This window comes from Streptomyces sp. NPDC046881, from assembly GCF_040645015.1.
GTDB lineage: Bacteria > Actinomycetota > Actinomycetes > Streptomycetales > Streptomycetaceae > Streptomyces.
Genome location: NZ_JBEYXJ010000021.1, coordinates 1 through 25,045, shown reverse-complemented (window position 1 = coordinate 25,045; position 25,045 = coordinate 1). Strand labels below are relative to the sequence as shown.

Annotated in this window: 29 protein-coding genes, 1 tRNA gene, 1 pseudogene and 1 riboswitch; of the genes and pseudogenes, 13 read left to right on the top strand and 18 right to left on the bottom strand. The window is 71.0% G+C overall.

What is annotated here, in order from left to right; translation table 11 throughout:
* Window positions 1-6: 6 nt before the first annotated feature.
* Window positions 7-609, top strand: a complete 603-nt coding sequence (gene rdgB, locus ABZ923_RS13315; protein WP_361470470.1) for an RdgB/HAM1 family non-canonical purine NTP pyrophosphatase — start codon at window positions 7-9, stop codon at window positions 607-609.
* A gap of 51 nt (window positions 610-660) precedes the next feature.
* Here the strand turns inward: rdgB and ABZ923_RS13310 are convergent.
* The 4 genes from ABZ923_RS13310 to bcp form a co-directional block, all read right to left on the bottom strand.
* Window positions 661-744 (bottom strand) — tRNA-Leu (locus tag ABZ923_RS13310).
* Complete coding sequence (locus ABZ923_RS13305) at window positions 744-1,301, bottom strand: HNH endonuclease (RefSeq protein ID WP_361470468.1); 558 nt, start codon at window positions 1,299-1,301, stop codon at window positions 744-746. The genes ABZ923_RS13310 and ABZ923_RS13305 overlap by 1 nt, the downstream gene beginning before the upstream one ends.
* Window positions 1,298-1,960 (bottom strand): HNH endonuclease signature motif containing protein, encoded by a 663-nt coding sequence (locus ABZ923_RS13300; RefSeq protein ID WP_361470466.1) that lies wholly within the window; start codon window positions 1,958-1,960, stop codon window positions 1,298-1,300. The genes ABZ923_RS13305 and ABZ923_RS13300 overlap by 4 nt, the downstream gene beginning before the upstream one ends.
* 138 nt (window positions 1,961-2,098) lie before the next feature.
* A complete protein-coding gene (gene bcp / locus ABZ923_RS13295) occupies window positions 2,099-2,566 on the bottom strand; it encodes a thioredoxin-dependent thiol peroxidase (RefSeq protein WP_361470465.1) in 468 nt (155 codons plus the stop codon).
* A gap of 93 nt (window positions 2,567-2,659) precedes the next feature.
* Between bcp and ABZ923_RS13290 the strand changes: the two genes are divergently transcribed.
* The 3 genes from ABZ923_RS13290 (at window position 2,660) to ABZ923_RS13280 (ending at window position 3,847) form a co-directional block, all read left to right on the top strand.
* On the top strand, window positions 2,660-2,989 hold the full coding sequence (locus tag ABZ923_RS13290) for a DUF3618 domain-containing protein (RefSeq protein WP_361470463.1): 330 nt from the start codon (window positions 2,660-2,662) through the stop codon (window positions 2,987-2,989).
* A gap of 22 nt (window positions 2,990-3,011) precedes the next feature.
* Window positions 3,012-3,371, top strand: coding sequence for a co-chaperone GroES (locus ABZ923_RS13285; protein ID WP_014672972.1), 360 nt, complete (start codon window positions 3,012-3,014; stop codon window positions 3,369-3,371).
* Between the two features lie 50 nt (window positions 3,372-3,421).
* A riboswitch (guanidine-III (ykkC-III) riboswitch) is annotated at window positions 3,422-3,492 on the top strand.
* Window positions 3,493-3,526: 34 nt separating this feature from the next.
* Window positions 3,527-3,847, top strand: a complete 321-nt coding sequence (locus tag ABZ923_RS13280) for a multidrug efflux SMR transporter (protein ID WP_361470461.1) — start codon at window positions 3,527-3,529, stop codon at window positions 3,845-3,847.
* A gap of 15 nt (window positions 3,848-3,862) precedes the next feature.
* Here the strand turns inward: ABZ923_RS13280 and ABZ923_RS13275 are convergent, their stop codons facing one another.
* Window positions 3,863-6,622: a transglycosylase domain-containing protein gene (locus ABZ923_RS13275; protein WP_361470459.1), complete on the bottom strand. Its 2,760-nt coding sequence runs from the start codon at window positions 6,620-6,622 to the stop codon at window positions 3,863-3,865.
* Between the two features lie 1,182 nt (window positions 6,623-7,804).
* On the opposite strand from ABZ923_RS13275, the gene ABZ923_RS13270 reads away from it, so the two are divergent.
* From ABZ923_RS13270 to ABZ923_RS13255, 4 genes and pseudogenes are all read left to right on the top strand, one after another.
* On the top strand, window positions 7,805-8,605 hold the full coding sequence (locus tag ABZ923_RS13270) for an ABC-2 family transporter protein (protein WP_361470457.1): 801 nt from the start codon (window positions 7,805-7,807) through the stop codon (window positions 8,603-8,605).
* A complete protein-coding gene (locus tag ABZ923_RS13265) occupies window positions 8,598-9,425 on the top strand; it encodes an ABC transporter permease (protein ID WP_361470456.1) in 828 nt (275 codons plus the stop codon). The genes ABZ923_RS13270 and ABZ923_RS13265 overlap by 8 nt, the downstream gene beginning before the upstream one ends.
* Before the next feature lie 10 nt (window positions 9,426-9,435).
* Window positions 9,436-10,407, top strand: coding sequence for an ATP-binding cassette domain-containing protein (locus ABZ923_RS13260; RefSeq protein WP_361470454.1), 972 nt, complete (start codon window positions 9,436-9,438; stop codon window positions 10,405-10,407).
* 9 nt (window positions 10,408-10,416) lie between these two features.
* Window positions 10,417-11,067: pseudogene (locus ABZ923_RS13255) on the top strand (DUF1707 domain-containing protein); the annotation flags it as partial.
* Between the two features lie 28 nt (window positions 11,068-11,095).
* On the opposite strand, the gene ABZ923_RS13250 reads toward ABZ923_RS13255, so the two are convergent.
* The 3 genes from ABZ923_RS13250 to ABZ923_RS13240 all read right to left on the bottom strand — a co-directional run bounded on the left by ABZ923_RS13250 (window position 11,096) and on the right by ABZ923_RS13240 (window position 12,657).
* The gene (locus tag ABZ923_RS13250; RefSeq protein WP_361470452.1) at window positions 11,096-11,497 is read right to left on the bottom strand and encodes a hypothetical protein; all 402 of its coding nucleotides are present in this window, start codon (window positions 11,495-11,497) and stop codon (window positions 11,096-11,098) included.
* 115 nt (window positions 11,498-11,612) lie between these two features.
* Complete coding sequence (gene rph / locus ABZ923_RS13245) at window positions 11,613-12,347, bottom strand: ribonuclease PH (protein WP_361470451.1); 735 nt, start codon at window positions 12,345-12,347, stop codon at window positions 11,613-11,615.
* 76 nt (window positions 12,348-12,423) lie between these two features.
* A complete protein-coding gene (locus ABZ923_RS13240; RefSeq protein WP_030347750.1) occupies window positions 12,424-12,657 on the bottom strand; it encodes a PTS glucose/sucrose transporter subunit IIB in 234 nt (77 codons plus the stop codon).
* A gap of 155 nt (window positions 12,658-12,812) precedes the next feature.
* Between ABZ923_RS13240 and ABZ923_RS13235 the strand changes: the two genes are divergently transcribed.
* Both ABZ923_RS13235 and ABZ923_RS13230 read left to right on the top strand, forming a co-directional pair.
* Window positions 12,813-14,099, top strand: a complete 1,287-nt coding sequence (locus ABZ923_RS13235) for a PTS transporter subunit EIIC (protein ID WP_361470449.1) — start codon at window positions 12,813-12,815, stop codon at window positions 14,097-14,099.
* A 177-nt stretch (window positions 14,100-14,276) separates the two neighbouring features.
* Window positions 14,277-15,542: a PTS transporter subunit EIIC gene (locus ABZ923_RS13230; RefSeq protein WP_361470447.1), complete on the top strand. Its 1,266-nt coding sequence runs from the start codon at window positions 14,277-14,279 to the stop codon at window positions 15,540-15,542.
* A 57-nt stretch (window positions 15,543-15,599) separates the two neighbouring features.
* Here ABZ923_RS13230 and ABZ923_RS13225 read toward each other — a convergent pair whose 3' ends face one another.
* Window positions 15,600-16,352: an MBL fold metallo-hydrolase gene (locus tag ABZ923_RS13225; protein WP_361470445.1), complete on the bottom strand. Its 753-nt coding sequence runs from the start codon at window positions 16,350-16,352 to the stop codon at window positions 15,600-15,602.
* Between the two features lie 236 nt (window positions 16,353-16,588).
* On the opposite strand from ABZ923_RS13225, the gene ABZ923_RS13220 reads away from it, so the two are divergent.
* Entirely contained in the window at window positions 16,589-17,047 is a 459-nt protein-coding gene (locus tag ABZ923_RS13220; RefSeq protein WP_361470444.1) for a type II toxin-antitoxin system PemK/MazF family toxin, read from the top strand.
* A 9-nt stretch (window positions 17,048-17,056) separates the two neighbouring features.
* On the opposite strand, the gene ABZ923_RS13215 is transcribed toward ABZ923_RS13220, so the two are convergent.
* The 8 genes from ABZ923_RS13215 to clpS all read right to left on the bottom strand — a co-directional run bounded on the left by ABZ923_RS13215 (window position 17,057) and on the right by clpS (window position 22,380).
* Complete coding sequence (locus ABZ923_RS13215) at window positions 17,057-17,518, bottom strand: hypothetical protein (RefSeq protein WP_361470442.1); 462 nt, start codon at window positions 17,516-17,518, stop codon at window positions 17,057-17,059.
* Between the two features lie 70 nt (window positions 17,519-17,588).
* Window positions 17,589-18,539 carry a cysteine synthase gene (locus tag ABZ923_RS13210; protein WP_361470440.1) on the bottom strand — a complete coding sequence of 317 codons (951 nt, stop codon included), beginning with the start codon at window positions 18,537-18,539 and terminating at the stop codon, window positions 17,589-17,591.
* Window positions 18,540-18,556: 17 nt separating this feature from the next.
* Complete coding sequence (locus ABZ923_RS13205; RefSeq protein WP_361470439.1) at window positions 18,557-18,835, bottom strand: MoaD/ThiS family protein; 279 nt, start codon at window positions 18,833-18,835, stop codon at window positions 18,557-18,559.
* A gap of 101 nt (window positions 18,836-18,936) precedes the next feature.
* Complete coding sequence (locus ABZ923_RS13200; RefSeq protein WP_019065921.1) at window positions 18,937-19,032, bottom strand: putative leader peptide; 96 nt, start codon at window positions 19,030-19,032, stop codon at window positions 18,937-18,939.
* Window positions 19,033-19,111: 79 nt separating this feature from the next.
* Complete coding sequence (locus tag ABZ923_RS13195; protein WP_358637252.1) at window positions 19,112-19,534, bottom strand: M67 family metallopeptidase; 423 nt, start codon at window positions 19,532-19,534, stop codon at window positions 19,112-19,114.
* 137 nt (window positions 19,535-19,671) lie between these two features.
* Complete coding sequence (locus ABZ923_RS13190; protein WP_361470436.1) at window positions 19,672-21,105, bottom strand: amino acid permease; 1,434 nt, start codon at window positions 21,103-21,105, stop codon at window positions 19,672-19,674.
* Window positions 21,106-21,446: 341 nt separating this feature from the next.
* The gene (locus tag ABZ923_RS13185) at window positions 21,447-22,052 is read right to left on the bottom strand and encodes a DUF2017 domain-containing protein (protein ID WP_361470434.1); all 606 of its coding nucleotides are present in this window, start codon (window positions 22,050-22,052) and stop codon (window positions 21,447-21,449) included.
* Between the two features lie 10 nt (window positions 22,053-22,062).
* Window positions 22,063-22,380 carry an ATP-dependent Clp protease adapter ClpS gene (gene clpS / locus ABZ923_RS13180; protein WP_004000915.1) on the bottom strand — a complete coding sequence of 106 codons (318 nt, stop codon included), beginning with the start codon at window positions 22,378-22,380 and terminating at the stop codon, window positions 22,063-22,065.
* 57 nt (window positions 22,381-22,437) lie between these two features.
* Here clpS and ABZ923_RS13175 point away from each other — a divergent pair, with 57 nt between their 5' ends.
* Together ABZ923_RS13175 and ABZ923_RS13170 are read left to right on the top strand one after the other, a co-directional pair.
* Window positions 22,438-23,784: a nicotinate phosphoribosyltransferase gene (locus ABZ923_RS13175; protein WP_361470433.1), complete on the top strand. Its 1,347-nt coding sequence runs from the start codon at window positions 22,438-22,440 to the stop codon at window positions 23,782-23,784.
* A gap of 95 nt (window positions 23,785-23,879) precedes the next feature.
* Complete coding sequence (locus ABZ923_RS13170) at window positions 23,880-24,473, top strand: isochorismatase family protein (RefSeq protein WP_361470431.1); 594 nt, start codon at window positions 23,880-23,882, stop codon at window positions 24,471-24,473.
* Window positions 24,474-24,599: 126 nt separating this feature from the next.
* Here the strand turns inward: ABZ923_RS13170 and ABZ923_RS13165 are convergent, their stop codons facing one another.
* Window positions 24,600-24,920, bottom strand: a complete 321-nt coding sequence (locus tag ABZ923_RS13165; protein WP_361470429.1) for a hypothetical protein — start codon at window positions 24,918-24,920, stop codon at window positions 24,600-24,602.
* Window positions 24,921-25,045: the final 125 nt, after the last annotated feature.

The window sequence follows — 25,045 nt, the reverse complement described above, 5'->3', positions numbered from 1 at the left end:
GCGGGCATGACCCGCTTGATCCTCGCCACCCGCAACGCCGGAAAGATCACCGAGCTGAGGGCCATCCTGGCCGACGCCGGACTCCCCCACGAGCTCGTCGGCGCGGACGCCTACCCCGACGTCCCCGACGTCAAGGAAACCGGCATCACCTTCGCCGAGAACGCCCTGCTCAAGGCCCACGCGCTCGCCCAGGCCACCGGGCTGCCCGCCGTCGCCGACGACTCCGGCCTGTGCGTCGACGTCCTGAACGGCGCGCCCGGCATCTTCTCCGCCCGCTGGGCCGGCCGCCACGGCGACGACCAGGCCAACCTGGAGCTGCTCCTGGCCCAGCTCTCCGACATCGATGACGCACACCGCGGCGCCCACTTCGCCTGCGCGGCGGCCCTCGCCCTCCCGGACGGCACGGAACGGGTGGTCGAGGGCCGGCTGCCCGGCACCCTGCGGCACGCCCCCGCCGGCACGAACGGCTTCGGCTACGACCCGATCCTCCAGCCGGACGGCGAAACCCGCACGTGCGCGGAGCTGACTCCCGAGGAGAAGAACGCGATCAGCCACCGGGGGAAAGCGTTCCGGGGGCTGGTGCCGGTGGTGCGGGAACTGCTGGGCTGAGAGCACAAAAAACGACCTGCGAGTCACCCTTCGATTCGCAGGTCGCTTCTGTGCGGCGGAAGGGATTCGAACCCTCAAGCCCGATCAAGGGCCACAGATCCTAAGTCTGCTGCGTCGCCATTGCGCCACCGCCGCTAGCCGCCTGCCATCGTACCGGGAGTTGCTCGCCGCCTACCGCCGCCCCTGCACCAGGTACGCGTGATCGCATGGCAGTTGGGGCACAGCAGCCGCAGGTTCTCCCGCCTGTTGTCGTGCCAGTCGCCGTCGACGTGGTCGATCTCCAGGGTCATCGGCCTGCCGCGCCACTCCGGGCCGACTCCGCACCTGGCGCACCGCTCGGGAACGCCCACTGCGCGGAGCGCCCGCCGGAGGCGTTCGGTCGCGATCCGGTGTCCGCCTTCGTGCCGCACCAGGACGGCTTCCGGCCGCTTGGCATTCGTACCCCGCTTCCCTCGCTGATGTGCCTGGCCGAGAAAGTGCGCGGTGTCGAGACCGTCTTCGGCGATCCACTTGCCGAGCAGCGCGCGTTGACCGCCGTTGTTGGCACGACCGAGGCGGCGAAGCACCTCGGCGACGGATGCCGACGCATCGGCCACCGCCCGCAGCTCCTCCGGCGCGGGTCGCACCTGCCTGCCGGTGGGCGCGGCTGCCTGGGCCAGCCGCTCGCGCGGGTACTGCGCTCCGCTGCTCATACGGCACCCGCTCGGGCACGGCTCTTGCCACGGCCTCGGTACGTGTCGGTGGTCGAGTGGCAGTTGGGGCAGAGGAACCGGAGGTTCTCTACGCGGTTGTTCCGCCAGTTGCCGTCGACGTGGTCGACCTCGAGTGGGAGTCGCTCGCCGAGCCAGAGCGGCTCGGTACCGCACAGGGCGCAGCGCTCCTCCACGCCCAGCTCGCGCATGGCCCGCTTGAGTCGCTGACTCGGGACACGCGGAGCGTGCGCCGACGTGTCCTCGACAAGGATCTCCTCGGGCGTTCGCCGGCGCTGGTTGTGCCGCATCCGCTCGGTTCGGACCGCAGGTGTGAAGTGCGAGGTGTCGATGCCGTACGCCTTGATCCGCCGGGCGATGTTGGCCTGGTGACCGCCCACGGAGTCGAGCCCGAGTCGGCGCACGACCTCATTGGTGCTCGTGGAAACCGCGACGACCGGCTCGAGAACCTCGCGCGTCCACTTCACCCCCTCCGGCGCGAAGTGCGACGTGTCGACCCCGAGCTTCTTCATCCGCCGCCTGACGTAGTCCCGCCTCGAACTCCTCGGATCCACCCCCAGCCTCTCCAGCGCCTCCGACAACGTCCTCGCGCCGCGAGCCGCCGTCTCCAGCCGTTCCTTCGTGTACGCGCTGGCCCCCATCGAGCCCCCTCCGTCCCGGGCAGGTGTTCCTTGCCCGTACGGAGTAACGAACCGGTTATCGGACAGTCACGCCCGGAATCACGGAAAACGGCCCGCGCCGGGGGTTCCGGTGCGGGCCGTTGTCGCGGTGGGGGCGGGTCAGATGCCCAGGTCCTTGATGATCTTGGCTACGTGGCCGGTGGCGCGGACGTTGTAGAGGGCGCGTTCCACCTTGCCCTCCTCGTCCACGACGATCGTGGAGCGGATGACGCCCAGGTAGGTCTTGCCGTAGTTCTTCTTCTCGCCGTACGCGCCGTAGGCTTCGGTGACCTTCTTGTCGGGGTCGGCGAGCAGGGTGATCTTCAGGGACTCCTTCTCGCGGAACTTCGCCAGCTTCTCCGGGGCGTCGGGGGAGATTCCGATGACGTCGTAGCCGGCGCCGGCCAGGAGCTCCAGGTTGTCCGTGAAGTCGCAGGCCTGCTTGGTGCAGCCGGGGGTCAGCGCGGCGGGGTAGAAGTAGACGATGACCTTGCGGCCCTTGTGGTCCGAGAGGGACACCTCGGTGCCGTCGGCGTCGGGGAGGGTGAAGGCGGGGGCCACGTCCCCCGGCTGGAGTCGCTCGCTCATCGGGCCAGCGTAACCGGGGGGCCTTGCGGTGCGGCGCGACCCAGAGCTGACAAACTGTTCGGAACAGCATCAGGAGACTTCGGAGGCCGTACGGTGGCGGACACGTCGGACACCAGAACCCCGGCGCAGATCGAGGCGGACATCAGGCGCCGCCGTGAAGTGCTGGCCGAGACGCTCGACGAGATCGGGGTGCGGGTGCATCCGAAGACCATCGTCGGGGACGCCAAGGCCAAGGTGATCGCGAATGTCGATCACACGGTCGGGCGGGCGTATGTGCAGGTCAACCGGGCCGTCAGTGAGGTGCGGGCCCGGTTCGTGGATGAGGAGGGGGCGCCCCGCCTGGAGCGGGTCGTGCCCGTCGCGCTCGTCGTCGTGGGGGTCGTGGGGCTGCTCGCCCTCGGGGCCCGGCGGCGCAGGGACTGACCGGGGCAGGTAGGTTCGAGCCGTGAGCGCCAACAGAAACGAGCACAGCACTCCCCACCACGACAAGCTTCCGATCCGGATGCTGCACGACCGGGTTCTCGTGCGGCAGGAGACCGGTGAGGGCGAGCGGCGGTCGGGGGGCGGCATTCTGATTCCCGCCACCGCGGCGGTGGGGCGGCGGCTGGCCTGGGCCGAGGTCGTGGCCGTCGGCCAGAACGTACGGACGGTGGAGCCCGGCGACCGTGTCCTGTTCGACCCGGAGGACCGGGCGGAGGTGGAGGTGCGGGGCGTGGCGTACGTGCTGATGCGCGAGCGCGACCTGCACGCCGTGGCCGCCGACCGGTTCGAGGGGTCGGAGGACTCCACGGGCCTGTACCTGTAGCAACGCGTAGCGAAGAGGGCCGGTGACGGTGGTCACCGGCCCTCTTCGTCGTGTTTTTGCTAGGTTCGGAAGGAACCCGACGAGACGCGCCGTACCGGGTCGAAGGCAAAGACGACGCAGCGGAGAAGAGCCGTCACGTCTCGGAGGTGCCTGTCATGGCCTGGGTTCTGCTCGTCGTCGCCGGTCTGCTGGAGGTCGGCTGGTCGATCGGGATGAAGTACAGCGAGGGTTTCACCCGGCTCGTCCCCAGTGTGTTCACCGGCGCGGGCATCGTCGCCAGCATGGTTCTGCTGTCGTACGCCGCGAAGTCCCTGCCCATCGGTACGGCGTACGGCGTGTGGGTGGGGATCGGCGCGGCCGGGGCGGCGGTGCTCGGCATGGTGGTGCTGGGTGAGCCGGTCACCGCCGCCCGGATCTTCTTCGTGTGTCTGCTGCTGGTCGCCGTGGTGGGGCTGAAGGCGACCAGCGGCCACTGACAGGCCGGGCGGGCCCTAGGTGCCGGGGAAGCCTCCGGCACCCGCGTCGGTACCGGAGGTGTCGCCACCCGTCGTGCCGCCGCCCGGCGTTCCGCCCCCGGTGTTGGCGCCTCCGCCGGTCGTGTCGCCGCCCGTGGTCCCGCCGCCGGTGGTCGGGCCTCCGCCGGTCGTGTCGCCGCCGGTGGTCGCGCCGCCGTCCGTGGTCGTACCGCCGTCGGTGGTGGGGTTCCCGCCGGTGGTGGCGCCGCCGGTGGTCGGGGTGCCGGTGGCGCCGCCGTCGGTGGGGGTGGCCGTGGCGCCGTCGGTCGGGGTCGCGGTCGCGCCGCCGTCGCTGGGGCCGCCGTCGGTGCCGGGCGTGGCGCTGCTGGTGGTGGCGGGCGGCTCCTGGATCTGGTCGGCGCCCGGTTCGAGCTGGAGGTCGAAGTCGCGGACCGGCTTGCCCCGCAGCGCGTCGCGCGTGTACTGCGCCCAGATCTGGGTGGGCGGGCCGCCACCGTTCATGCGGGCCTGGCCGAGGGCCCCGTACAGCGGCTGGTGCTTGGCGGTCACCGGGTCCTGGCCCATGACGGAGACCACCGTGGCCAGGTCGGGGGTGTAGCCGGCGAACCAGGCGGCGGTGTCGCTCTCGGCGGTACCGGTCTTGCCGGCCGCGGGGCGGCCCGCGGCCTGCGCGGCGGTGGCGGTACCGCTCTGCACCACGCTCTGCAGGACGGAGGTGGTGGTGTCGGCGGCCTCCCGGCTGACGGCCTGCTTGGCCGCCTCGTCGGGCAGCTTGACCTCCTCCGTGCCCTCCTTGGTGATCTTCTCGACCAGTGTGTACGTGCCGTGCTTGCCGTGGTTGGCGAGCGTGGCGTAGGCCTCGGCCATGTCCAGGACGCTGGCGGTGGCGGTGCCGAGGGCGATGGACGGGTACGGCTGGAGGTCCGGGGTGTCGGAGGGGACGCCGAGGTCGATCGCGGTCTGCTTGACCTTGGCGGGGCCGACGTCGACGGCCATCTGCGCGTACACGGAGTTCACCGACAGGTCGGTGGCCTTGCGGACGGTGATCGGGCCGTACGACCGCTGGTCCTCGTTCTCGGGGGCGTAGGCGCCGCCGGTCCAGCCCTGGACGGGGCGCTGGTTGGTGCCGTCGTAGACCGTGTTCGGGGTGATGGTGCGGCCGTCCTGGGTGGTGGACCCGTTCTGCACGGCGGAGGTGAACACGAACGGCTTGAACGTGGAGCCGACCTGGAAGTCGCCGCGGGTGGCGCCGTTGGTGTACTGCTTCACGTAGTCGATGCCGCCGTACATGGCGACGACCTTGCCCGTTCTGGGGTCGACGGAGGCGCCGCCGGCCCGGACGTAGGTGTCGGCCTTGCGGTTCTTCTTGTCCAGCTTGGACATCAGCTGGTCGTCGACCGCCTTGACGAAGGCGTCCTGCCGCTTCTTCTGGATGGTGGTGGTGATGCGGTAGCCGCCGGCCGCGAGGTGGTCGGCGTCGATGATGTTGTTGGTGGTCAGGTAGTGCTTGACCGCCTCCACGAGGTAGCCGCGCTGGCCGGACATGCCGGTGGAGATCGTCTGCTCCTTCGGCATCGGGAACTTCATGCCGGCGCGCTTGGACTCGCTCAGCCAGCCCTTGGTGACCATGCCGTTCAGGACGTAGTTCCAGCGGGCGACGGCGGCCTTCTTGTTCTCCGGGTGGGCCACGACGTCGTACTCGCTCGGCGCGTTGACGAGCGCGGCGAGGTAGGCGGCGCGGGCAGGGTCGAGGTCGGCGGCGTCCCTGCCGTAGTAGGCCTGGGCGGCGGCCTGGATGCCGTAGGCGTTGCGGCCGAAGTAACTGGTGTTGAGGTAGCCCTCCAGGATCTCGTCCTTGGACTTGTTCTGGTCGAGCTTGATCGAGATGAAGAACTCCTTGGCCTTGCGGGTGACCGTCTGTTCCTGGGCCAGGTAGTAGTTCTTCACGTACTGCTGGGTGATGGTCGAGCCGGACTGCTTGCCCTTGCCGGTCGCGGTGTTCCACCCGGCGCGGAGCATGGCCTTCGGGTCGACGGCCGACTCGGTGTAGAAGTCGCGGTCCTCGGCGGCCAGTACGGCGTGCTGGGCGTCCTTGGAGACCTGCGCGAGGCTGACGTTCTCGCGGTTGACCTCGCCGTCCCGGGCGAGCTGGGAGCCGTCGGCGTAGAGGTAGACGTTGCTCTGCTTGGTCGCGAAGGCGTTGGCGGGCGGGATCTTCACCATGGAGTAGCCGAGGTAGAAGAGCCCGACGAGCAGCAGCACGCCGATGACGAAGGTGCCGAGCACCATGCGCCACGTGGGCAGGATCCGCCGCCATCCGGTCCGCTTGGGGCGCTTGCCCTTCTTGTCCTTGGCCTTGCCGTTGCCCTTGCCGCCGGCGGAACCACCGTCGGCGGCGGAGAGAACGGTGGTCGCGTCCTCGGCGGAGGGGGTGGCGGCGGCTGCGGCGGTCCCCTTCGCGGCCTGGGCGCCGGCGGCGGCGCCGGCGGCGGGTGTGGCGGCGGCCTGGGCGGCGGCGCCGGCGGCGGCAGCGGTACCGGCGGCGCGCGCGGCACGGGCGGCGCGGGCGGCGGCCGGGGAGGAGGCGGTGCCGGTCCCGGCCGCGCCGTTCGGGCCGGCGGGACGCGGAACGGTGGGGCCGGGGGTACGGGGGTTACGGCTGTCGGAGTCCGACTCCGCACCGGCGCGGGGCGCGTCGACCCGCCGGAGCACCTGCGTGGTCTCGGGCGCCTCAGCGGCCTTCGGCCCCCGGGGCGGGGTGACCCGCCGAAGCACCTGGGTACTCTCGGCCGGCTGCTCGGCGGAGCCCCCGGACCCGGCCGGCTTCTTGCCGCCGGATCCCTTTGCGGCGTCCGGGACATCACCGACGGCCGCCGCACCACGACCGGACACCGGACCACTGCCGGACGCCGAAGACCCGGAACCCGAGCCGCCCTTGACCGCCGGAACACCACCCGAGGCCGAGCCACGCCCGGACGCCGAAGCACCACCGGACGCCGGGCCGCGGCCGGACGCCGAAGCGCCGCCGGAGCCCGCGCCCCCGTCGCGCGCCGAAGCGCCGGTGGCGGCCGTGTCTCCGGCTGGGCCCGCGGCACGCGTCGGCTCCGTCCGGCTGCCGCGGGCCGCCTGGCGGGCCCGGGCGATGGAAGCCGTCCGGTCCTGCGCCCCCGAGTCCGCCGCGCCGGAACCCGTCGCACCGGACCGGTCACGAGACGCAACGCCGGAACCGTCACGGGACCCCGAGCCCGGCGCACCGGACCGGTCACCGGAGCCGGAACCAGCCAGGCCGGACCGGTCACCCGAGCCGGAGCCCGAACCGGAACCGGAACCCACCGCGCCGGAACCGCCACGCGACGCCGAACCCTGCGCACCAGAACGGTCACCAGACCCCGAACCCGCCAGGCCGGACCGGTCACCCGAGCCCGAGCCCGAACCCGCACCCACCGCGCCGGAACCGCCACGGGACCCAGAACCCGCCGTACCGGAACCGTCCCGGGACCCCGAGGCCTGCGCACCCGGACGGGCGCCGGACGGGGAGGTCGGGCTGTCCGTGCCGGTGGGGCGGTTGCCGGGGGTTGCCGGGCGTTCGGTGTCGGCGGGCTGCACGGGGGGTGTGGGGCGTTCCCGCCTGCCGTCGTCGGGGGCTGGTGTGTGCGGCTTGCGGCCCCCCGGGGTGCCGGGCCCTTCAGCCGGCAGCGGCCGTTTCGGTGCCCCGCCGTCGTTCGGCTGCTGCGGCTGCGGCTCGTCGCTCATCTCGTGCACGGACTCCTGTTTCGCGTCGTACGTTCCCGTACGCCTCGTACGCTTCTGCGCTCCCCCTGTTTGAAGACTCTCGCACCTGGCGTTCCGTTCCCGGATTCCGGCACGCTTCCGGCCGGAAAACGCGTGGCCGTCCACCGGACCTCCGGACTAGGCTCCTGCGCTTCGGTGTCGAGCAGTCCGAGGAGGTCGACTGGCGTGGGCGCGGGACGGTTGTACGCGGCCGTCGCGGCAGGGGGGTTCCGACGGTACGCGACCTATCGGGCCGCCACTGCGGCAGGGGTGTTCACGAACACCGTCTTCGGCCTGATCCTCGTCTACACGTACCGCGCGCTGTGGGACGAGAAGCCGCATCTCGGGGGGTATGACCAGGCGCAGGCCGTGACCTACGTCTGGCTCGGGCAGGCGTTCCTGTCGACCCTCGCGATCGGGGGTGGCGGGGTCGAGGACGAGTTGATGGAACGCATCCGTACGGGGGACGTGGCGATCGACCTGTACCGGCCGGCCGATCTCCAGCTGTGGTGGCTGGCGGCGGATCTCGGCCGGGCGTTCTTCCAGCTGCTGGGCCGGGGGCTGGTGCCGTTCGTGTTCGGCGCGCTGTGCTTCCCGGTGTACCTGCCGTCGGACGCGGGCACCTGGGCGGCGTTCCTGGTCGCCGTCGGGCTGGCCATGCTGGTCGGGTTCGGCATCCGCTACCTGGTGGCGCTGAGCGCGTTCTGGCTGCTGGACGGCACCGGTGTGGTGCAGATGGCGTGGCTGCTGGGCTTCTTCTGCTCGGGCATGCTGCTGCCGCTGAACGTGTTCCCGGGCGCGCTCGGCGAGGTCGTACGGGTCCTGCCCTGGTCCTCGCTGCTCCAGGCCCCGGCGGACGTTCTGATGGGGCACGCGGACCCGCTGCCCACGTATCTCTTCCAGGCCGCGTGGGCGGTGGCGCTGCTGGGGGCGGGCCGGCTGGTGCAGTCGGCGGCGACGCGCCGGGTGGTGGTGCAGGGTGGCTGAGCGCGGGAGGTACCGGACGGCCGACGGCGTGCGGGCGTACCGGCTGGTGGCGGGGATGTGGGTGCGGTCCACGATGGCCTACCGCGTGTCCTTCGCGATGACGACGTTCGGGAACTTCGCGGCGACCTTCCTCGACTTCGTCGCGATCATGTTGATGTTCTCCCGGGTGGACGCGCTGGGCGGCTATCCGCTGCCCGAGGTGGCGTTCCTGTACGGGCTGTCCGCGGCCTCCTTCGGGCTGGCCGACCTGCTGATCGGGTCGATGGAGCGGCTGGGCCGGCGGGTCCGGGACGGCACGCTGGACACCCTGCTGGTGCGGCCGGCGCCGGTGCTGGCGCAGGTGGCGGCCGACCGGTTCGCGCTGCGCCGGCTGGGCCGGGTGGTCCAGGGGGCGCTGGTGCTGGGCTGGTCGCTGGCGCGGGTGGACGTCGACTGGACGGCGGAGCGGCTGCTGCTGATGCCGGTGACGGTGCTGAGCGGCTGCGGGATCTTCTGCGCGGTGTTCGTGGCCGGCGCGGCGTTCCAGTTCGTGGCGCAGGACGCCTCGGAGGTGCAGAACGCCTTCACGTACGGCGGTACGACGCTGTTGCAGTATCCGCCGACGGTGTTCGCGAAGGAGCTGGTGCGCGGGGTGACCTTCGTGCTGCCGCTGGCCTTCGTCAACTGGCTGCCCGCCACCTATGTGCTGGGGCGGCCGTACCCGCTGGGGCTGCCGCTCTGGCTGGCGTGGGCTCCGCCGCTGGTGGCGGCGGGGTGCTGTGCGCTGGCGGGGCTGGCCTGGCGGGCGGGACTTCGTTCGTACCGCAGTACAGGGAGCTAGCGTGGGTGACGTGACCGCAGGGGACGGCTTCATCGTCCTGGAGCAGGTCGAGAAGGTCTTCGAGGTGCGCCGCAAGAGCGGGTTCCTGCGGCGGGAGCGGCGCGAGGTGCGGGCGGTGGACTCGCTCTCGTTCAGTGTGGCGCGCGGGGAGATGGTCGGGTACATCGGGCCGAACGGTGCCGGGAAGTCGACGACGGTCAAGATGCTGACCGGGATCCTGACGCCGAGTGCCGGCCGGCTGCGGGTGGCGGGCATCGATCCGGCGCGGGAGCGGGTGCGGCTGGCGCACCGGATCGGGGTGGTGTTCGGGCAGCGGACCACGCTGTGGTGGGACCTGCCGCTGATCGACTCCTACCGGCTGGCGCACCGCATGTACCGGATCCCGGACGCCCGTTACCGGGAGAACCTGGACCGGCTGGTGGAACTGCTGGAGCTGGGCGACCTGTTGGACGTGCCGGTGCGGCAGCTGTCGCTGGGGCAGCGGATGCGCGGGGACATCGCGGCGGCGCTGCTGCACGATCCGGACGTGCTGTACCTGGACGAGCCGACGATCGGCCTGGACGTCGTGTCGAAGGCCAGGGTGCGGGAGTTCCTGCGGGAGGTGAACGCCGAGCGGGGCACGACGGTGCTGCTGACCACGCACGACCTGCAGGACATCGAGCAGTTGTGTTCCCGGGTGATGGTGATCGACCACGGGCGGCTGGTGTACGACGGTCCGCTCGCGGGGCTGCACGAGGCCGGGGAGGGCGAGCGGACGCTGGTGGTGGACCTGGAGCGGGAGCTGCCGCCGGTCGAGGTGCCGTCGGCGCGGGTGGTGCGGGTGGAGGGGCCGCGGCAGTGGCTGGCGTTCCCGGCGGGGCAGTCGGCGGCGCCGCTGGTGGCTCATCTGGCGGCCCGGTACCCGCTGGTGGACCTGTCGGTGCGGGAGCCGGACATCGAGGCGGTCATCGCCAGGATGTACGCCGAGAAGGCGGTCTCGTAGGCTGCTGCCATGAGCGACGACGCAGCCCCGGACCTCCGGGCGTCCGACGCCGACCGTGAGCGGGTCGCCGAGGTCCTGCGGGACGCCCTGGCCGAGGGGCGGCTCGACATGGCGGAGTTCGACGAGCGCCTGGAGGCGGCCTACACGGCGCGCACGTACGGTGAGCTGGCGCCGCTGACCCGCGATCTGCCGGCGTCCGGTTCCCCGGCGGTGTCCTTCGTCAAGGAGCCGGTGCGGGACGGGGGTTGGGCGGGCCGGATCACCGGGGGTGAGGGGTCCTCGACGGGGGCGGTGGCGATCCTCTCGGGGTTCGAGCGCAGGGGCCGCTGGACGGTGCCGCGGCGGTTCTCCTGCTTCACCTTCATGGGCGGCGGCGAACTCGATCTGCGCGAGGCGGACTTCGCCGACCGCGAGGTCGTGATCAACTGCGTGGCGGTCATGGGCGGGGTGCAGGTCGTCGTGCCGCCCGGGGTGGAGGTCGTCGTACGGGGCATCGGCGTGATGGGCGCCTTCGAGCACCCCCGGGACGACGCCCCGCCGGAGCCGGGCGCCCCCCGGGTGGTCATCGGCGGTTTCGCCTTCTGGGGCGGCGTGGGAGTGGAACGCAAGCTCCCGCGCGCCGAACGCAGACGCCTGAAGGAACAGCGCCGGCTCGACAGGGGCCGCTGACCGCGCCCGTGGGGGGCCGCTACGGCGTGCACACCTTGGTGAGTTCGCCGGCCGCGTCCGTCACCGGGCTGACATCCGGTGTGGCGTCGCCGTTCTTCACGGCCGTCCGTACGTTGCCCACGGCCTTGAGCAGGTCGTCGACGGCCTTGTTGACGTCGGCGTCGTCCGTCTTGTCACCGATCTTGCGCAGACTCTTGTCGATGGAGTCCAGCGAGGACTCCACCTGGGTGGGGTCGTTCGCGGCGTTCTCCACGGCCTGCTGGAGGTCGGTGACGCTGTCGGCGATGGCATCGGCGGTCTGCACGCAGTCCAGCGCCTTGTTCATGGCGTCGCAGCCGGTGGTGAGGCCGGCGGTGAGCGCGGCGGTCGCTACGGCGGCGGCGACGACGGTGAGCCGGCCTCGGCGTCGGCTGGCGGGCATGGCGGTGTTCCCTCCCCTGGTACGGCTGGCCGGGCGCACGCCGGTGAGCGGTGCGCCCGTACCCAGAGGGACGACGGGGAGGCCCGGCGGGTTGCCCGGGGCCTTGAAGGTCTCTTTACGCGCGGGTGGCCGCGAGTGCCGCCTGCTGGACCGCGGTCAGTTCGGCGCAGCCGGTGACGGCGAGGTCGAGCAGGGCGTCGAGTTCCCCGCGGGCGAACGGCGTGGCCTCGGCGGTGCCCTGGACCTCGACGAAGCGGCCGTCGCCGGTGCAGACGACGTTCATGTCGGTCTCGGCGCGCACGTCCTCCTCGTAGCGCAGGTCGAGCAGCGGGACGCCGCCGACGATGCCGACGGAGACGGCGCTGACGGTGCCGGTGAGCGGCTGCCGGCCGGCCTTGATCAGCTTCCTGCCCTGGGCCCAGGCGACGGCGTCGGCCAGGGCGACGTAGGCGCCGGTGATGGCCGCCGTGCGGGTGCCGCCGTCGGCCTGGAGGACGTCGCAGTCGAGGACGACGGTGTTCTCGCCGAGCGCCTTGTAGTCGATGACGGCGCGCAGGGAGCGGCCGATGAGCCGGGAGATCTCGTGGGTGCGGCCGCCGATCCTGCCCTTGACGGACTCGCGGTCGCCGCGGGTGTTGGTGGCGCGGGGCAGCATGGCGTACTCCGCGGTGACCCAGCCCTCGCCGCTGCCCTTGCGCCAGCGCGGGACGCCTTCGGTGACGGAGGCGGTGCAGAGGACCCTGGTGTCGCCGAAGGAGACGAGGACGGAGCCCTCGGCGTGCTTGCTCCAGCCGCGTTCGATGGTGACCGGGCGGAGCTGTTCGGGAGTACGGCCGTCGATGCGAGACATGGCGATGAGCCTAGCCGTACACGGCGCAGGGGCTCCTCCCGCGTCGGGAGGAGCCCCTGCCGGTGAACCCGTCGGCTCACATCATGTCTTCGATCTCCGCGGCGATCGGGTCGGCGTCGGTGCCGATGACGACCTGGACGGCGGTGCCCATCCGGACGACGCCGTGGGCACCGGCGGCCTTCAGGGCGGTCTCGTCGACGAGGTCGGGGTCGGACACCTCGGTGCGCAGCCGGGTGATGCAGCCCTCGATCTCCTCGATGTTGTCGATGCCGCCGAGCCCGGCGACGATCTTCTCAGCCTTGCTGGCCATGTTCCTTCTCCCTGCTCCGAACCGCTTTGTCGCAGTAACCCACAGTTGGCCCATCTTCGCGAGCGGTCTTGCCGTCCGTGCCGAATGATGGCGATCACGACAGCGGAACCGTCCGTCGACTGGTCTACACCACCGTGGGGAAGGTCGCCAAACCCATGAGTGCCCAGAGCCCGGCAAGCCCCGCCAGGACCCGCTGGAACCAGCTGTTCCAGAGCATGCAGAAGATGGGCCGCAGTCTCCAGCTGCCCATCGCCGTGCTGCCGGCGGCGGGCATCCTGAACCGGCTGGGGCAGCCGGACGTGTTCGGCAGCGACGGCCTGGGCTGGACGAACGTGTCGAAGGTGATGAGCGGGGCGGGCGGCGCCCTGCTCGACGGGCAGTTGGGGCTGCCGCTGCTGTTCTGCGTGGGTGTGGCGATCGGCATGGCGAAGAAGTCCGACGGTTCCACGGCGCTCGCGGCGGTGGCGGGTTTCCTCGTCTACTACGGCGTGCTGCGTCAGTTCCCGCAGACCTGTCCGGCGGGCGCGAAGGTGGCGGTGACGGGCTGCCAGGCGGCCGACGGCACGGTGTCGGCGTTCACGTACCAGAACCCGGGCGTCTTCGGCGGCATCGTCATGGGCCTGCTGGCGGCCTTCTTCTGGGCCCGGTACCACCGCACCCGGCTGGTGGACTGGCTGGGCTTCTTCAACGGACGCCGGCTCGTGCCGATCATCATGGCCTTCGTCGCGATCGCGTTCGCCGTGGTGTGCCTGTTCGTCTGGCCGCCGGTCGGCGCCGCGCTGGAGGGTTTCAGCGGATGGCTGCGGGACGCGGGCTCCTGGGGCGCGGGCCTCTTCGGCGTCGCGAACCGGGCGCTGCTGGTGGTGGGCCTGCACCAGTTCCTGAACGTGCCCATCTGGTTCCAGTTCGGCAGTTACACCAAGCCCGACGGCACGGTGGTGCACGGCGACATCAACATGTTCCTGCAGGGCGACCCGAACGCCGGCCAGTTCACCTCGGGCTTCTTCCCGGTCATGATGTTCGCGCTGCCGGCCGCCGCGCTGGCCATCACGCACTGCGCGCGGCCGGAGCGCCGCAAGGAGGTCGGCGGCCTGATGCTGTCGGTGGCGCTGACCTCGTTCGTCACCGGCATCACCGAGCCGCTGGAGTACTCGTTCCTCTTCGTCGCGCCCGCGCTGTACGCCGTGCACGCCCTGCTCACGGGTGCCTCGATGGCGGTGACCTGGGCGCTCGGGGTGCACGACGGCTTCAGTTTCTCGGCGGGACTGATCGACTACGTGATCAACTGGCACCTGGCGACGAGACCGTGGGCGATCATCCCGATCGGCCTGTGCTTCGCGGCCGTCTACTACGCCGTGTTCCGGTTCGCGATCACGACGTTCGACCTGCGGACACCGGGGCGGGAGCCGGTGGACGAGGTCGAGGACGTCACCAAGGTCTGAGCAGGGCCGGACCGGGGCCGAGGGCACACAGCGTGTAGCGCCGCGGTAGCGGATTCGCGGGTTCCTTACGCCGCCTTCATCGTGCTACAACAGGTCTACACCACAAGTGGTGTAGACCAGAGACGCTGCCGTCCCCTTCCATGGTTCCCGGGCGGCGCCTTGCCTATGGAGGAAGTTGTGACCACGGCCAGCGCCGCTCCCGCGGCCGAGAAGAAGAAGGGCGCCGGCGCGATGGCGGTGCTGCAGCGCATCGGCCGCAGCCTGATGCTGCCGGTGGCCGTCCTGCCGGCCGCCGCCCTGCTGGTGCGCCTCGGCAACACCGACATGCTGGGCCGCCCCTCCTTCCCCACGTTCCTGACGAAGATCGCCTCCTTCATGGCGGCCGGCGGCAACGCCATCCTCGACAACATGGCGCTGCTGTTCGCCGTGGGCATCGCGATCGGCTTCGCGAAGAAGTCGGACGGCTCCACGGCCCTCGCGGCGGTCGTCGGCTACCTCGTCTTCAAGAACGTGCTCGGCACCTTCACCGACAAGAACCTGCCGAAGGTCGCGACCGTCGTCGACGGCAAGATCGTGATGCAGAACGCACCGGTGGACGCCAAGGTCCTCGGCGGTGTGGTGATGGGCATCGTGGTGGCCCTGCTGTACCAGCGCTTCTACCGCACCAAGCTGCCCGACTGGGCGGGCTTCTTCGGCGGCCGCCGGCTCGTCCCGATCCTGTCGGCCTTCGCCGGCCTGGTCCTCGGCATCGTCTTCGGCTACATCTGGCCGGTCCTCGGCACGGGCCTGCACAACGTCGGCGAGTGGCTGGTCAAGTCGGGCGCGGTCGGCGCCGGCATCTTCGGTGTCGCCAACCGTGCGCTGATCCCGATCGGCATGCACCACCTGCTCAACTCGTTCCCCTGGCTCCAGGCGGGCGAGTACCACGGCAAGAGCGGTGACATCGCGCGCTTCCTGGCCGGCGACCCGCACGCGGGCCAGTTCATGACCGGCTTCTTCCCGATCATGATGTTCGCGCTGCCGGCCGCGTGCCTGGCCATCGTCCACTGCGCCCGGCCCGAGCGCCGCAAGGTCGTCGGCGGCATGATGTTCTCCCTCGCGCTGACGTCCTTCGTCACCGGCGTCACCGAGCCCATCGAGTTCACCTTCATGTTCATCGCGCCGGTCCTGTACGCGATCCACGCGGTCCTCACCGGTGTCTCGATGGCGCTGACCTGGGCGCTGGGCATGAAGGACGGCTTCGGCTTCTCGGCGGGCGCGGTCGACTTCGGCCTGAACCTGGGCATCGCGAGCAACCCGTGGGGCCTGGTCCTGGTCGGCCTGTGCTTCGCGGTGGTCTACTACGTGATCTTCCGCTTCGCGATCACCAGGTTCAACCTGCCGACGCCGGGCCGCGAGTCCGACGAGGAACTGGCGGAACTGCAGAAGGCCGAGGCGAAGTAGCCAGGCACCGCGAGGGCCCCGGAACCCAGGTTCCGGGGCCCTTTCGCCTGTCCGGCGTCAGATCTCGTACGTGGTGCGCGGCGCGGCCAGTTCCACCGGCCCCGCGAACACCTCACGGGCGTCCCGCAGGTTCACCTGCGGGTCGGTCCACGGCGGGACGTGGGTGAGGACCAGGCGGCGCGCTCCCGCGCGCGCGGCCGTCTCCCCCGCCTCGCGCCCGTTGAGGTGCAGGTCGGGAATGCTCTCCTTGCCGTGCGTGAACGCGGCCTCGCACAGGAACAGGTCGGTGTCCCGGGCCAGCTCGTCCAGCACCTCGGTGACGCCCGTGTCGCCCGAGTACGTCAGGGACTTCCCGCCGTGCTCGATCCGGATCGCGTAGGCCTCCACGGGGTGGCGGACCCGCTCGGTGTGCACGGTGAACGGGCCGATCTCGAAGGTGGACGGCTTGACCGTGTGGAAGTCGAAGACCTCGCTCATGGAGGAGGCGGAGGGGGTGTCCGCGTAGGCCGTGGTCAGGCGGTGCTCGGTGCCCTCGGGACCGTAGACCGGCAGGGGGGCGCAGCGGCCGCCGTCGTGGCGGTAGTAGCGCGCCACGAAGTACGCGCACATGTCGATGCAGTGATCGGCGTGCAGATGGCTGAGGAAGATCGCGTCGAGGTCGTAGAGACCGCAGTGGCGCTGCAGCTCGCCAAGGGCGCCGTTGCCCATGTCGAGGAGCAGCCGGAAGCCGTCGGCCTCGACGAGGTAGCTCGAACAGGCCGATTCCGCGGACGGGAACGACCCCGAGCAGCCGACGACGGTGAGCTTCATGAAGCAGAAACCTCCGCTGGCGGGAAAGCTGTGGGCGGGACGGGGACCCCTCGGGACGAGGGCTGTCGAGGGTCGTGCGGTTTGTCGAGCGTAAGGCGCAAAAGCACGGGTCGCTCCTCCGCCAGGGGCCGTTGTGGGCGAACTCACCTGTGCTGTCACCGGTTCGGCTGGACCTGGGGCGCACGAGGATCGGCCAAGGGCGCGCACTGTGCGACGCGCGCCGGTAACGTCGTCGTATGGACACGTCCTGGTGGCTCGCGCTCGTGGCGGTGGTACTGCTCGCGCTGGTCGCCACGCTCGTCGACGGCTGGGGCGGGGGCCGCCGTCCCGGCGGACGGCGGCTGCGGCCCCCGGGCCGGCCGGGCGCGCGCACCGCGCACGCGGTGCGGCCCTCCCCCGGGGACATCTGGTGGGCGAACGTCCCCTTCGAGGACCGCGGCGGGGTGAAGGACCGCCCCTGCCTGGTGCTGGCCGTGCGTGGGGACCGGGCCACGGTCGCGAAGATCACCAGCAAGTACCACGACGAGCGCTCCGGGGTGATCCCGCTGCCGCCCGGCGCGGTCGGCGACGCCCAGGGCCGGCCCAGCTTCCTGGAGACCGACGAGCTGCGCGAGGTCCCGGTGACCGGCTTCCGCCGCCGGGTGGGCGTGGTCGACCCGGTCCTGTGGGACCAGGTACGGCACCTGGCGGGCTAGCGGCGGAAGCTAGTCGACCCGGACGGTGACCGACCATTCCTCGATGCCCTTGCAGGACACCGTCCCCGGTGCGGTGGGCTCGGCGCACAGGGGGCGGGACGACGTGAGCTTCACCGTGCCGGCGGCCACCGCCCGGTACGCGGCCGTGGCGTCACCCGGCTGGAGTACGAAACCGGCGTTGACGGCCTGCAGTGCCGTACCGCTCGCGGTGACCGGCTTCCAGGGGCGGGCCCGGGTGCCGTCCAGGGACAGCCGGACCTCGCCGCCCTTGGTCACGCAGACGGTACGGCCGTGATCGGCGGCCGTCAGGTCCGTCCGGCCGGTGCAGCCGCCGGCGGACCGGGTGGGGGACGGCGTCCCGCCGCGCGGCGGCGCCGACACCTTGTCGCTGCTCCCGGTGCCCTGCTGGGAGCCGCAGCCGGCGAGGATCAGCGCGGCCGCCGCGAGGGCGAGGGGTGTCGTACGGCGCATGGGGTCCGCCTTTCTGCAGATGTCCTGGTGCAGATGTGACGTACCACCGACGCGCCCGGATCCCCCGCCGTCACGCCCAGAGCTGGCCCTGCAGTGTCGCGATGGCCTCCTCCGTGGTGGCCGCGGTGTAGACGCCGGTGGACAGGTACTTCCAGCCGCCGTCGGCCACGATGAAGACGATGTCGGCGCTCTCGCCCGCCTTGACGGCCTTGGTGCCGACGCCGATCGCCGCGTGCAGGGCGGCGCCGGTGGAGACGCCCGCGAAGATGCCCTCCTGCTGCAGGAGTTCACGGGTGCGGGTGACCGCGTCGGCGGAGCCGACCGAGAAGCGGGTGGTGAGGACGGAGGCGTCGTACAGCTCGGGCACGAAGCCCTCGTCGAGGTTGCGCAGGCCGTAGACCAGGTCGTCGTAGCGCGGTTCGGCGGCGACGATCCTCACGTCCGGCTTGTGCTCGCGCAGGTAGCGGCCCACGCCCATGAGGGTGCCGGTGGTGCCGAGACCGGCCACGAAGTGGGTGATCGAGGGCAGGTCGGCGAGGATCTCCGGGCCCGTGGTCGCGTAGTGGGCGCCCGCGTTGTCCGGGTTGCCGTACTGGTAGAGCATCACCCAGTCGGGGTGCTCGGCGGACAGCTCCTTGGCCACCCGCACGGCGGTGTTGGAGCCGCCGGCGGCCGGCGAGGAGATGATCTCGGCACCCCACATGCCGAGCAGGTCCCGGCGTTCCTGCGAGGTGTTCTCCGGCATCACGCACACCATGCGGTAGCCCTTGAGCTTGGCCGCCATGGCGAGGGAGATGCCGGTGTTGCCGGAGGTGGGCTCCAGGATGGTGCAGCCCGGGGTGAGCCGGCCGTCCTTCTCCGCCTGCTCGATCATGTGCAGGGCGGGACGGTCCTTGACCGAGCCGGTGGGGTTGCGGTCCTCCAGCTTGGCCCAGATCCGGACCTCCGGGGACGGCGACAGCCGCGGCAGGCGCACCAGAGGGGTGTTGCCCACCGCGGCCAGCGGGGAGTCGTAGCGCATCGCTGCTCGGTGACCGATCAGCGCATGCCGCCGGCGACGGCCGGCAGGATCGTCACGTTGTCGCCGTCGGACAGCTTGGTGTTGATGCCGTCCAGGAAACGGACGTCCTCGTCGTTCAGGTACACGTTGACGAAGCGGCGCAGCTGCTCGCCGTCCACGATGCGGGCCTGGATGCCGGCGTGCCGGGTCTCGAGGTCGGCGAACAGGTCGGCGAGGGTGTCGCCGTTGCCCTCCACCGCCTTCTGACCGTCGGTGTACTGGCGGAGGATGGTCGGGATGCGGACCTCGATGGCCATGGCTCAGGGCTCCTGTCGGAAGGTGTCGTCGGTTCGGTCAGGCGCGCGCGGCACCGAGCGGCGCGCCGCGGCTCACGGCCGGACGGCGGCAGCGGGGTCGATCAACAGATGGCGCTGTTCAGCCTGCACAGGTCGACGTGCAGCCGCGCCACGAGCAGCGTGCCCGGCGCCTTGTCGCTCACGTCGAGAAGAACCATGGGCTCATCGTATCGATTCCCGGGCCGCGTCCCGGAGTGTGATTCCGCATGCCGGACGGATTTCGTCCGGTGGGCGAGATCAGTAGGCCTGCACGACCTTGACCTCCTCCTCCGTGACCTCGCCGTCCACGATCCGGTAGGAGCGGAACTGGAACTCGCCGAGGCCGTCGGTGTCCGCGGTGGAGACGAGGACGTAGTGGGCGCCGGGTTCGTTGGCGTAGGAGATGTCGGTGCGCGAGGGGTAGGCCTCGGTGGCGGTGTGGGAGTGGTAGATGACCACCGGGTCCTCGTCCCGGTCGTCCAGCTCGCGGTAGAGCTTGAGCAGATCGCCGGAGTCGAACTCGTAGAAGGTGGGCGACATCGCCGCGTTCAGCATGGGGATGAAGCGCTCGGGGCGGTCCGAGCCCGCCGGGCCCGCCACCACGCCGCACGCCTCGTCGGGGTGGTCCTTGCGCGCGTGGGCGACGATCTGGTCGTACAGGGCCTGGGTGATGGTCAGCATGGGGGTCAGGATAAGCAGAGGGGCCGTCCCGTACCGAGGGGTGGTACGGGACGGCCCACATCGCGGACGTCCTGAGCGGCAGCCGCCGGGGGCGCCACGAGTGCTCCCGGCGGCCGGACGTCCTTTCCGGGGGTCGGTCAGCGCTTGCGGAAGGCCGCGGCCTCCGGGTTGCGGCGCTTGAGCACCAGGTAGGCGACGCCGAGGATCAGGGCCCACAGCGGCGCGCAGTAGAGCGAGACCCGGGCGTCCTTGTCGATGCCCATCATCACGATCACCATGCCGATGAAGGCGAGCGCGAACCAGCTGGTGAACGGGGCGCCCGGCGTGCGGAACTCCGAGCGGGGCAGTTCGCCGCGGTCGGCCTTGGCCCGGTAGCGGAGCTGGCAGAGCAGGATGACGATCCACGCCCACATGCCGGAGATGGTCGCGAAGGACACCACGTAGTCGAACGCCTTGCCCGGCCACTGGTAGTTGATCCAGACGCCGACCAGCATCAGCGCGGCGGAGAACGTGGTGCCGACGAGCGGGGTACCGCTGGGCGTCAGCTTGGTGAAGATCTTCGGACCCTGGCTGTTGAGCGCGAGGTCGCGCAGCATACGGCCGGTGGAGTACATGCCGGAGTTGCAGGACGACAGCGCGGCGGTGAGCACGACGAAGTTGACGATGCCCGCGCCGGCGGCGAAGCCCATCTTCTCGAAGGCGGCCACGAAGGGGCTCACACCCGGGTGGAAGTTCGTCCACGGCACGACCGACAGGATCATGATCAGCGCGCCGACGTAGAAGACGGCGATGCGCCACGGCACGGTGTTGATCGCCTTCGGCAGCACGGTCTTGGGGTCCTTGGACTCGCCCGCGGTCACACCGACCAGCTCGACGGCGAGGAAGGCGAACATCACCATCTGCAGGGTCATCAGCGTGTTGCCGACACCGTGCGGGAAGAAGCCGCCGTCGCTCCACAGGTGGCTGACGGAGGCCGTGTCACCGGCGTCGGAGAAGCCGACGGTGAGGATGCCGGCGCAGATCAGGATCATGCCGATGATGGCGGTGACCTTGACCATGGAGAACCAGAACTCCAGCTCGCCGAAGAGCTTCACCGAGATCAGGTTGGCGCCGTACAGGACGACCGTGAAGATCAGCGCCGACACCCATTGCGGGGTGTCGAACCAGTAGGTCATGTAGGAGGCCGCGGCGGTGACCTCGGTGATGCCCGTGACCACCCAGAACAGCCAGTACGTCCATCCGGTCACGAAACCGGCGAACGGCCCGATGAACTCGCGCGCGTACTCCGAGAACGAACCCGACACCGGGCGGTACATCAGCAGCTCGCCGAGTGCCCGCATGATGAAGAAGATGACCAGGCCCGCGATGGCGTACGCCAGGATCAGGCTGGGGCCGGCCTTGGAAATGCCCTTGCCCGCGCCCAGGAACAGGCCGGTGCCGATGGCACCGCCGATGGCGATCATCTGGATCTGCCGGGCGCCGAGCCCGCGCTGATAGCCCTCGCCCTCGCTGCCCTCCGCCCGCACGGCCTCGTTGCCGTCGCGATGCTGGTCGACCTGCGCTGAGGTCATGTGTGGTGCGCCTTTCTCCATGCCGACCCGGGCCTTTCGTCGGCCTCGGATCGGGTCTCGATCCCCCCGGATGATGGAGCTGTCTGCCTGGCCGACGGTCGTCGGCTCGGTGGCGCACCCGGCCGGACATGGGTGGTGTCGGCCGGGCGGTCGTGAAGATTTATCACGGCCGCAATATTGATCACAGAGGGGTGGTGTGGCGCATCACACAGGTAAAAGCGGACAAAGAGCGCCCAAATGCGGCAAACACGGCCACAAAGGTGACGGGATCGTTATCCGGATTTGAGCGTCCTCTGAGCGAACACTCAAGCGGGGCAAAACCGTACGAGCCGGGCGCAGCGCTACGGCATCAGGGTCGTCACCAGGGTCTCCTGGAGGCCGCCCAGCCACAGATAGGCCAGCACCATCGGCTTGCGCGGGTCCTCCTCCGGGAGCCGGTAGAGCAGGTCGGTGTCGTCCTCCTCGGTGATCTCCAGCCGGGCGCCGATCGCCAGCCGCAGGTCGTTGAGGGCGCCGAGCCACTGCCGGGACTCCTCCGGGGTCAGCTTGAGCACCGCCCCGCCCTCGTCGACCGGGGCGAGCGCGTCCAGGCTGCGGATCACGCCGAGCGCGTTCTCCCGCTTGCCGGCCCGCAGGTCGTTCTCGGTGTAGCGGCGGAACTCCGCCGAGTGCGCCCGCCGCTCCTCGGCCTCGGCCGAGGTGGCGGGCGCCTCCTCGGGGTCGCTGTAGGCGTCGGGGAAGAGCCTTCTGAGCACCGGGTCGGCGGGCGGCTCGCTCGGACCCTCGGCGAACAGCTCGGCGAGCGGGTCCTCGGGGGTGTCGGCGCCGGGTCCGGGACCGATGAGTTCCAGGAGCTGGACGGCCAGCGACCGGATGATGGAGATCTCGACGTCGTCGAGCGCGACGGCCGCGCCGCCGCCGGGGAGCGGTTCGAAGTGTCCGGGCATCTGCGTGCGTTTACTTCCGGTCCTGCTGGAGGGTGGCCCACAGACCGTAGCCGTGCATCGCCTGCACGTCGCGCTCCATCTCCTCGCGGCTGCCGCTGGAGACGACCGCCCGGCCCTTGTGGTGGACGTCGAGCATGAGCTTGGTGGCCTTGTCCTTGGAGTAGCCGAAGTACGTCTGGAAGACGTACGTCACATAGCTCATGAGGTTGACCGGGTCGTTGTGCACGATCGTGACCCAGGGGACGTCGGGCTCGGGTACGGCGAAGACCTCCTCCGCCGACTCGGTGCGTTCGATCTCTACGGGCGCGGGTGACGTCACACAGCCCATGCTGCCACGGCCTCCATAAATCGTCACACCGACGAAAAGGGAGTACGATTCCTCGTCATGAACACAGCGGACCTTGGGCTGCCGGTGGACGTTCCCTCGACAGCGCTCTTCACGGACCAGTACGAGCTGACGATGCTGCGCGCCGCTCTGAAGGCCGGTACGGCCGAACGGCGGAGCGTGTTCGAGGTCTTCACCCGGCGGCTGCCGAACGGGCGCCGCTACGGCGTGGTGGCCGGCACCGGCCGCGTCCTGGACGCGGTGGAGAACTTCCGCTTCGACGCCGGGGTGCTCGGCTTCCTGCGCGAGCGGGAGATCGTCGACGAGGAGACCCTGAAGTGGCTCGCCGGCTACCGCTTCAGCGGCGACATCTGGGGCTACCCCGAGGGCGAGGTGTACTTCCCGGGCTCGCCGATCATGCGGGTCGAGGGCAGCTTCGCCGAGTGCGTCCTGCTGGAGACGGTGATCCTGTCCATCCTCAACCACGACTCCGCGATCGCCGCGGCCGCCTCCCGGATGGCCTCCGCCGCCGGTGACCGACCGCTGATCGAGATGGGCGCCCGCCGCACCCACGAGCTGGCGGCGGTGGCCGCCGCCCGCGCCGCCTACGTCGGCGGTTTCGCGACCACCTCGGACCTGGCGGCCGGCTTCCGCTACGGCATCCCGACCGTCGGCACCTCCGCCCACGCCTTCACCCTGCTGCACGACCGCGAGCGGGACGCCTTCCAGGCCCAGGTCGACACCCTCGGCCGGGGCACGACCCTGCTGGTGGACACCTACGACGTCGCCGAGGCCGTCCGCACCGCGGTGGAGGTGGCCGGTCCCGAGCTGGGCGCGGTCCGCATCGACTCCGGGGACCTGCTGCTGGTCGCGCACCGGGTGCGGCAGCAGCTGGACGAGCTGGGCGCCACCGATACGAAGATCATCGTGACCTCCGACCTGGACGAGTACGCCATCGCCTCGCTGGCCGCCGCGCCCGTCGACGCGTACGGCGTCGGCACCCAGCTGGTGACCGGATCCGGGCACCCGACCTCCTCGATGGTCTACAAGCTGGTCGCGCGCGCCGAGTCCGCCGATCCGAAGGCGCCGCTGGTGCCGGTCGCAAAGAAGTCCAGCGGCGGCAAGGTGTCCGTCGGCGGGCGCAAGTGGGCCGCGCGCCGGCTGGACGCGGACGGCGTCGCGGAGGCCGAGGTGATCGGCACCGGGCCGGTCCCGGCCGAGCTGGCCGACCGGCAGCTGCTGGTGCAGCTGGTCAAGGGCGGCGAGGTGGTCGCCCGCGAGCCGCTGGACGTGCCCCGGGACCGGCACATCGCGGCCCGCGCGAACCTGCCGCTCTCCGCTACACAGCTGTCCAGGGGGGAACCCGTCATTCCGACGGAGTACGTGCACGGGCGCTCGGGTAGCTAGAGCGGGACCGCCGTCCGCCCTCGAACGCCCCCTCCCGCACGGGCCCGGAAGTCTCTAGGCTCAGTTACTTCACTCTCAGTCGAAGGACACCCACCATGCGCCGCGCCTTGATCGTCGTAGACGTGCAGAACGACTTCTGCGAGGGGGGCAGCCTCGCGGTGGCCGGTGGTGCCGACGTGGCCGCCGCCATCACCGAGCTGATCGGCCAGGCGGCGGGCACGGGGTACCGGCACGTGGTGGCCACCCGCGACCACCACATCGCGCCCGGCGGCCACTTCGCGGACAACCCCGACTACGTCCGCTCCTGGCCCGCGCACTGCGTCGCGGGCACGGAGGGCGTGGGCTTCCACCCGAACTTCGCCCCCGCGGTCGCCTCCGGCGCGGTGGACGCGGTGTTCGACAAGGGCGCGTACTCGGCGGCCTACAGCGGCTTCGAGGGCGCCGACGAGAACGGCGTCCCGCTGGCCGACTGGCTGCGCGCCCGCGAGATCACCGAGGTGGACGTGGTGGGCATCGCCACGGACCACTGCGTACGGGCCACCGCCCTGGACGCCGCGCGGGAGGGCTTCCGCACGCACGTCCTGCTGGACCTGACGGCCGGCGTGGCGGGCGAGACCACCGAACGGGCCCTGGAGGAGCTGCGGGAAGCGGGCGTGGAACTCACCGGCAAGCCCGTGGTGAGCGGCTAGGACCGTCGGCCCGGGGGGCTGTCGGCCGGTTCGGCACCGCCGGTCACCGCCGTCGCGGCCGATCGCCGTCGCGGCGTGGAGAAGGGGCGCGCGTCCGAAGGGCGCCGACCACGCGCCCCGCGACCCCTACTGCACCACCGACGGTCTGCGGAGCAGCGCGCGGATCGGGTGCCACAGCTCGTTCACGATGACACCGTTGTCGGCGGGGGCCGTGCGCCATATCAGGCCGTCGGGATGGTGCAGCACCGCGGTGATCTCGTCCGGGGTGGGCGGCTCGGCGTTGCCCCGGAGGTAGATCGCCCGCAGCCCCAGGTTGCGGAGCCTGGTCAGGGCCCGGGCCCGGTTCTGGGCGTGCACCAGCACCCGGACCCCGGCGGGGCCGTAGGGCAGGTTCAGCGCCACCACCACGGTGCCGTTCGGCAGCTTGCAGAAGCCTCCAGCGGCCATGCGGTCACATCCCCGTTTCGGTCGGTGTCAATAAGCGGTCCACAGGACGCACCTAAACACGATCGGCGGCAACCCGCCAAAGGGTTGCCGCCGATACGCCAGTTACCTGCGATGATGCGGACAAC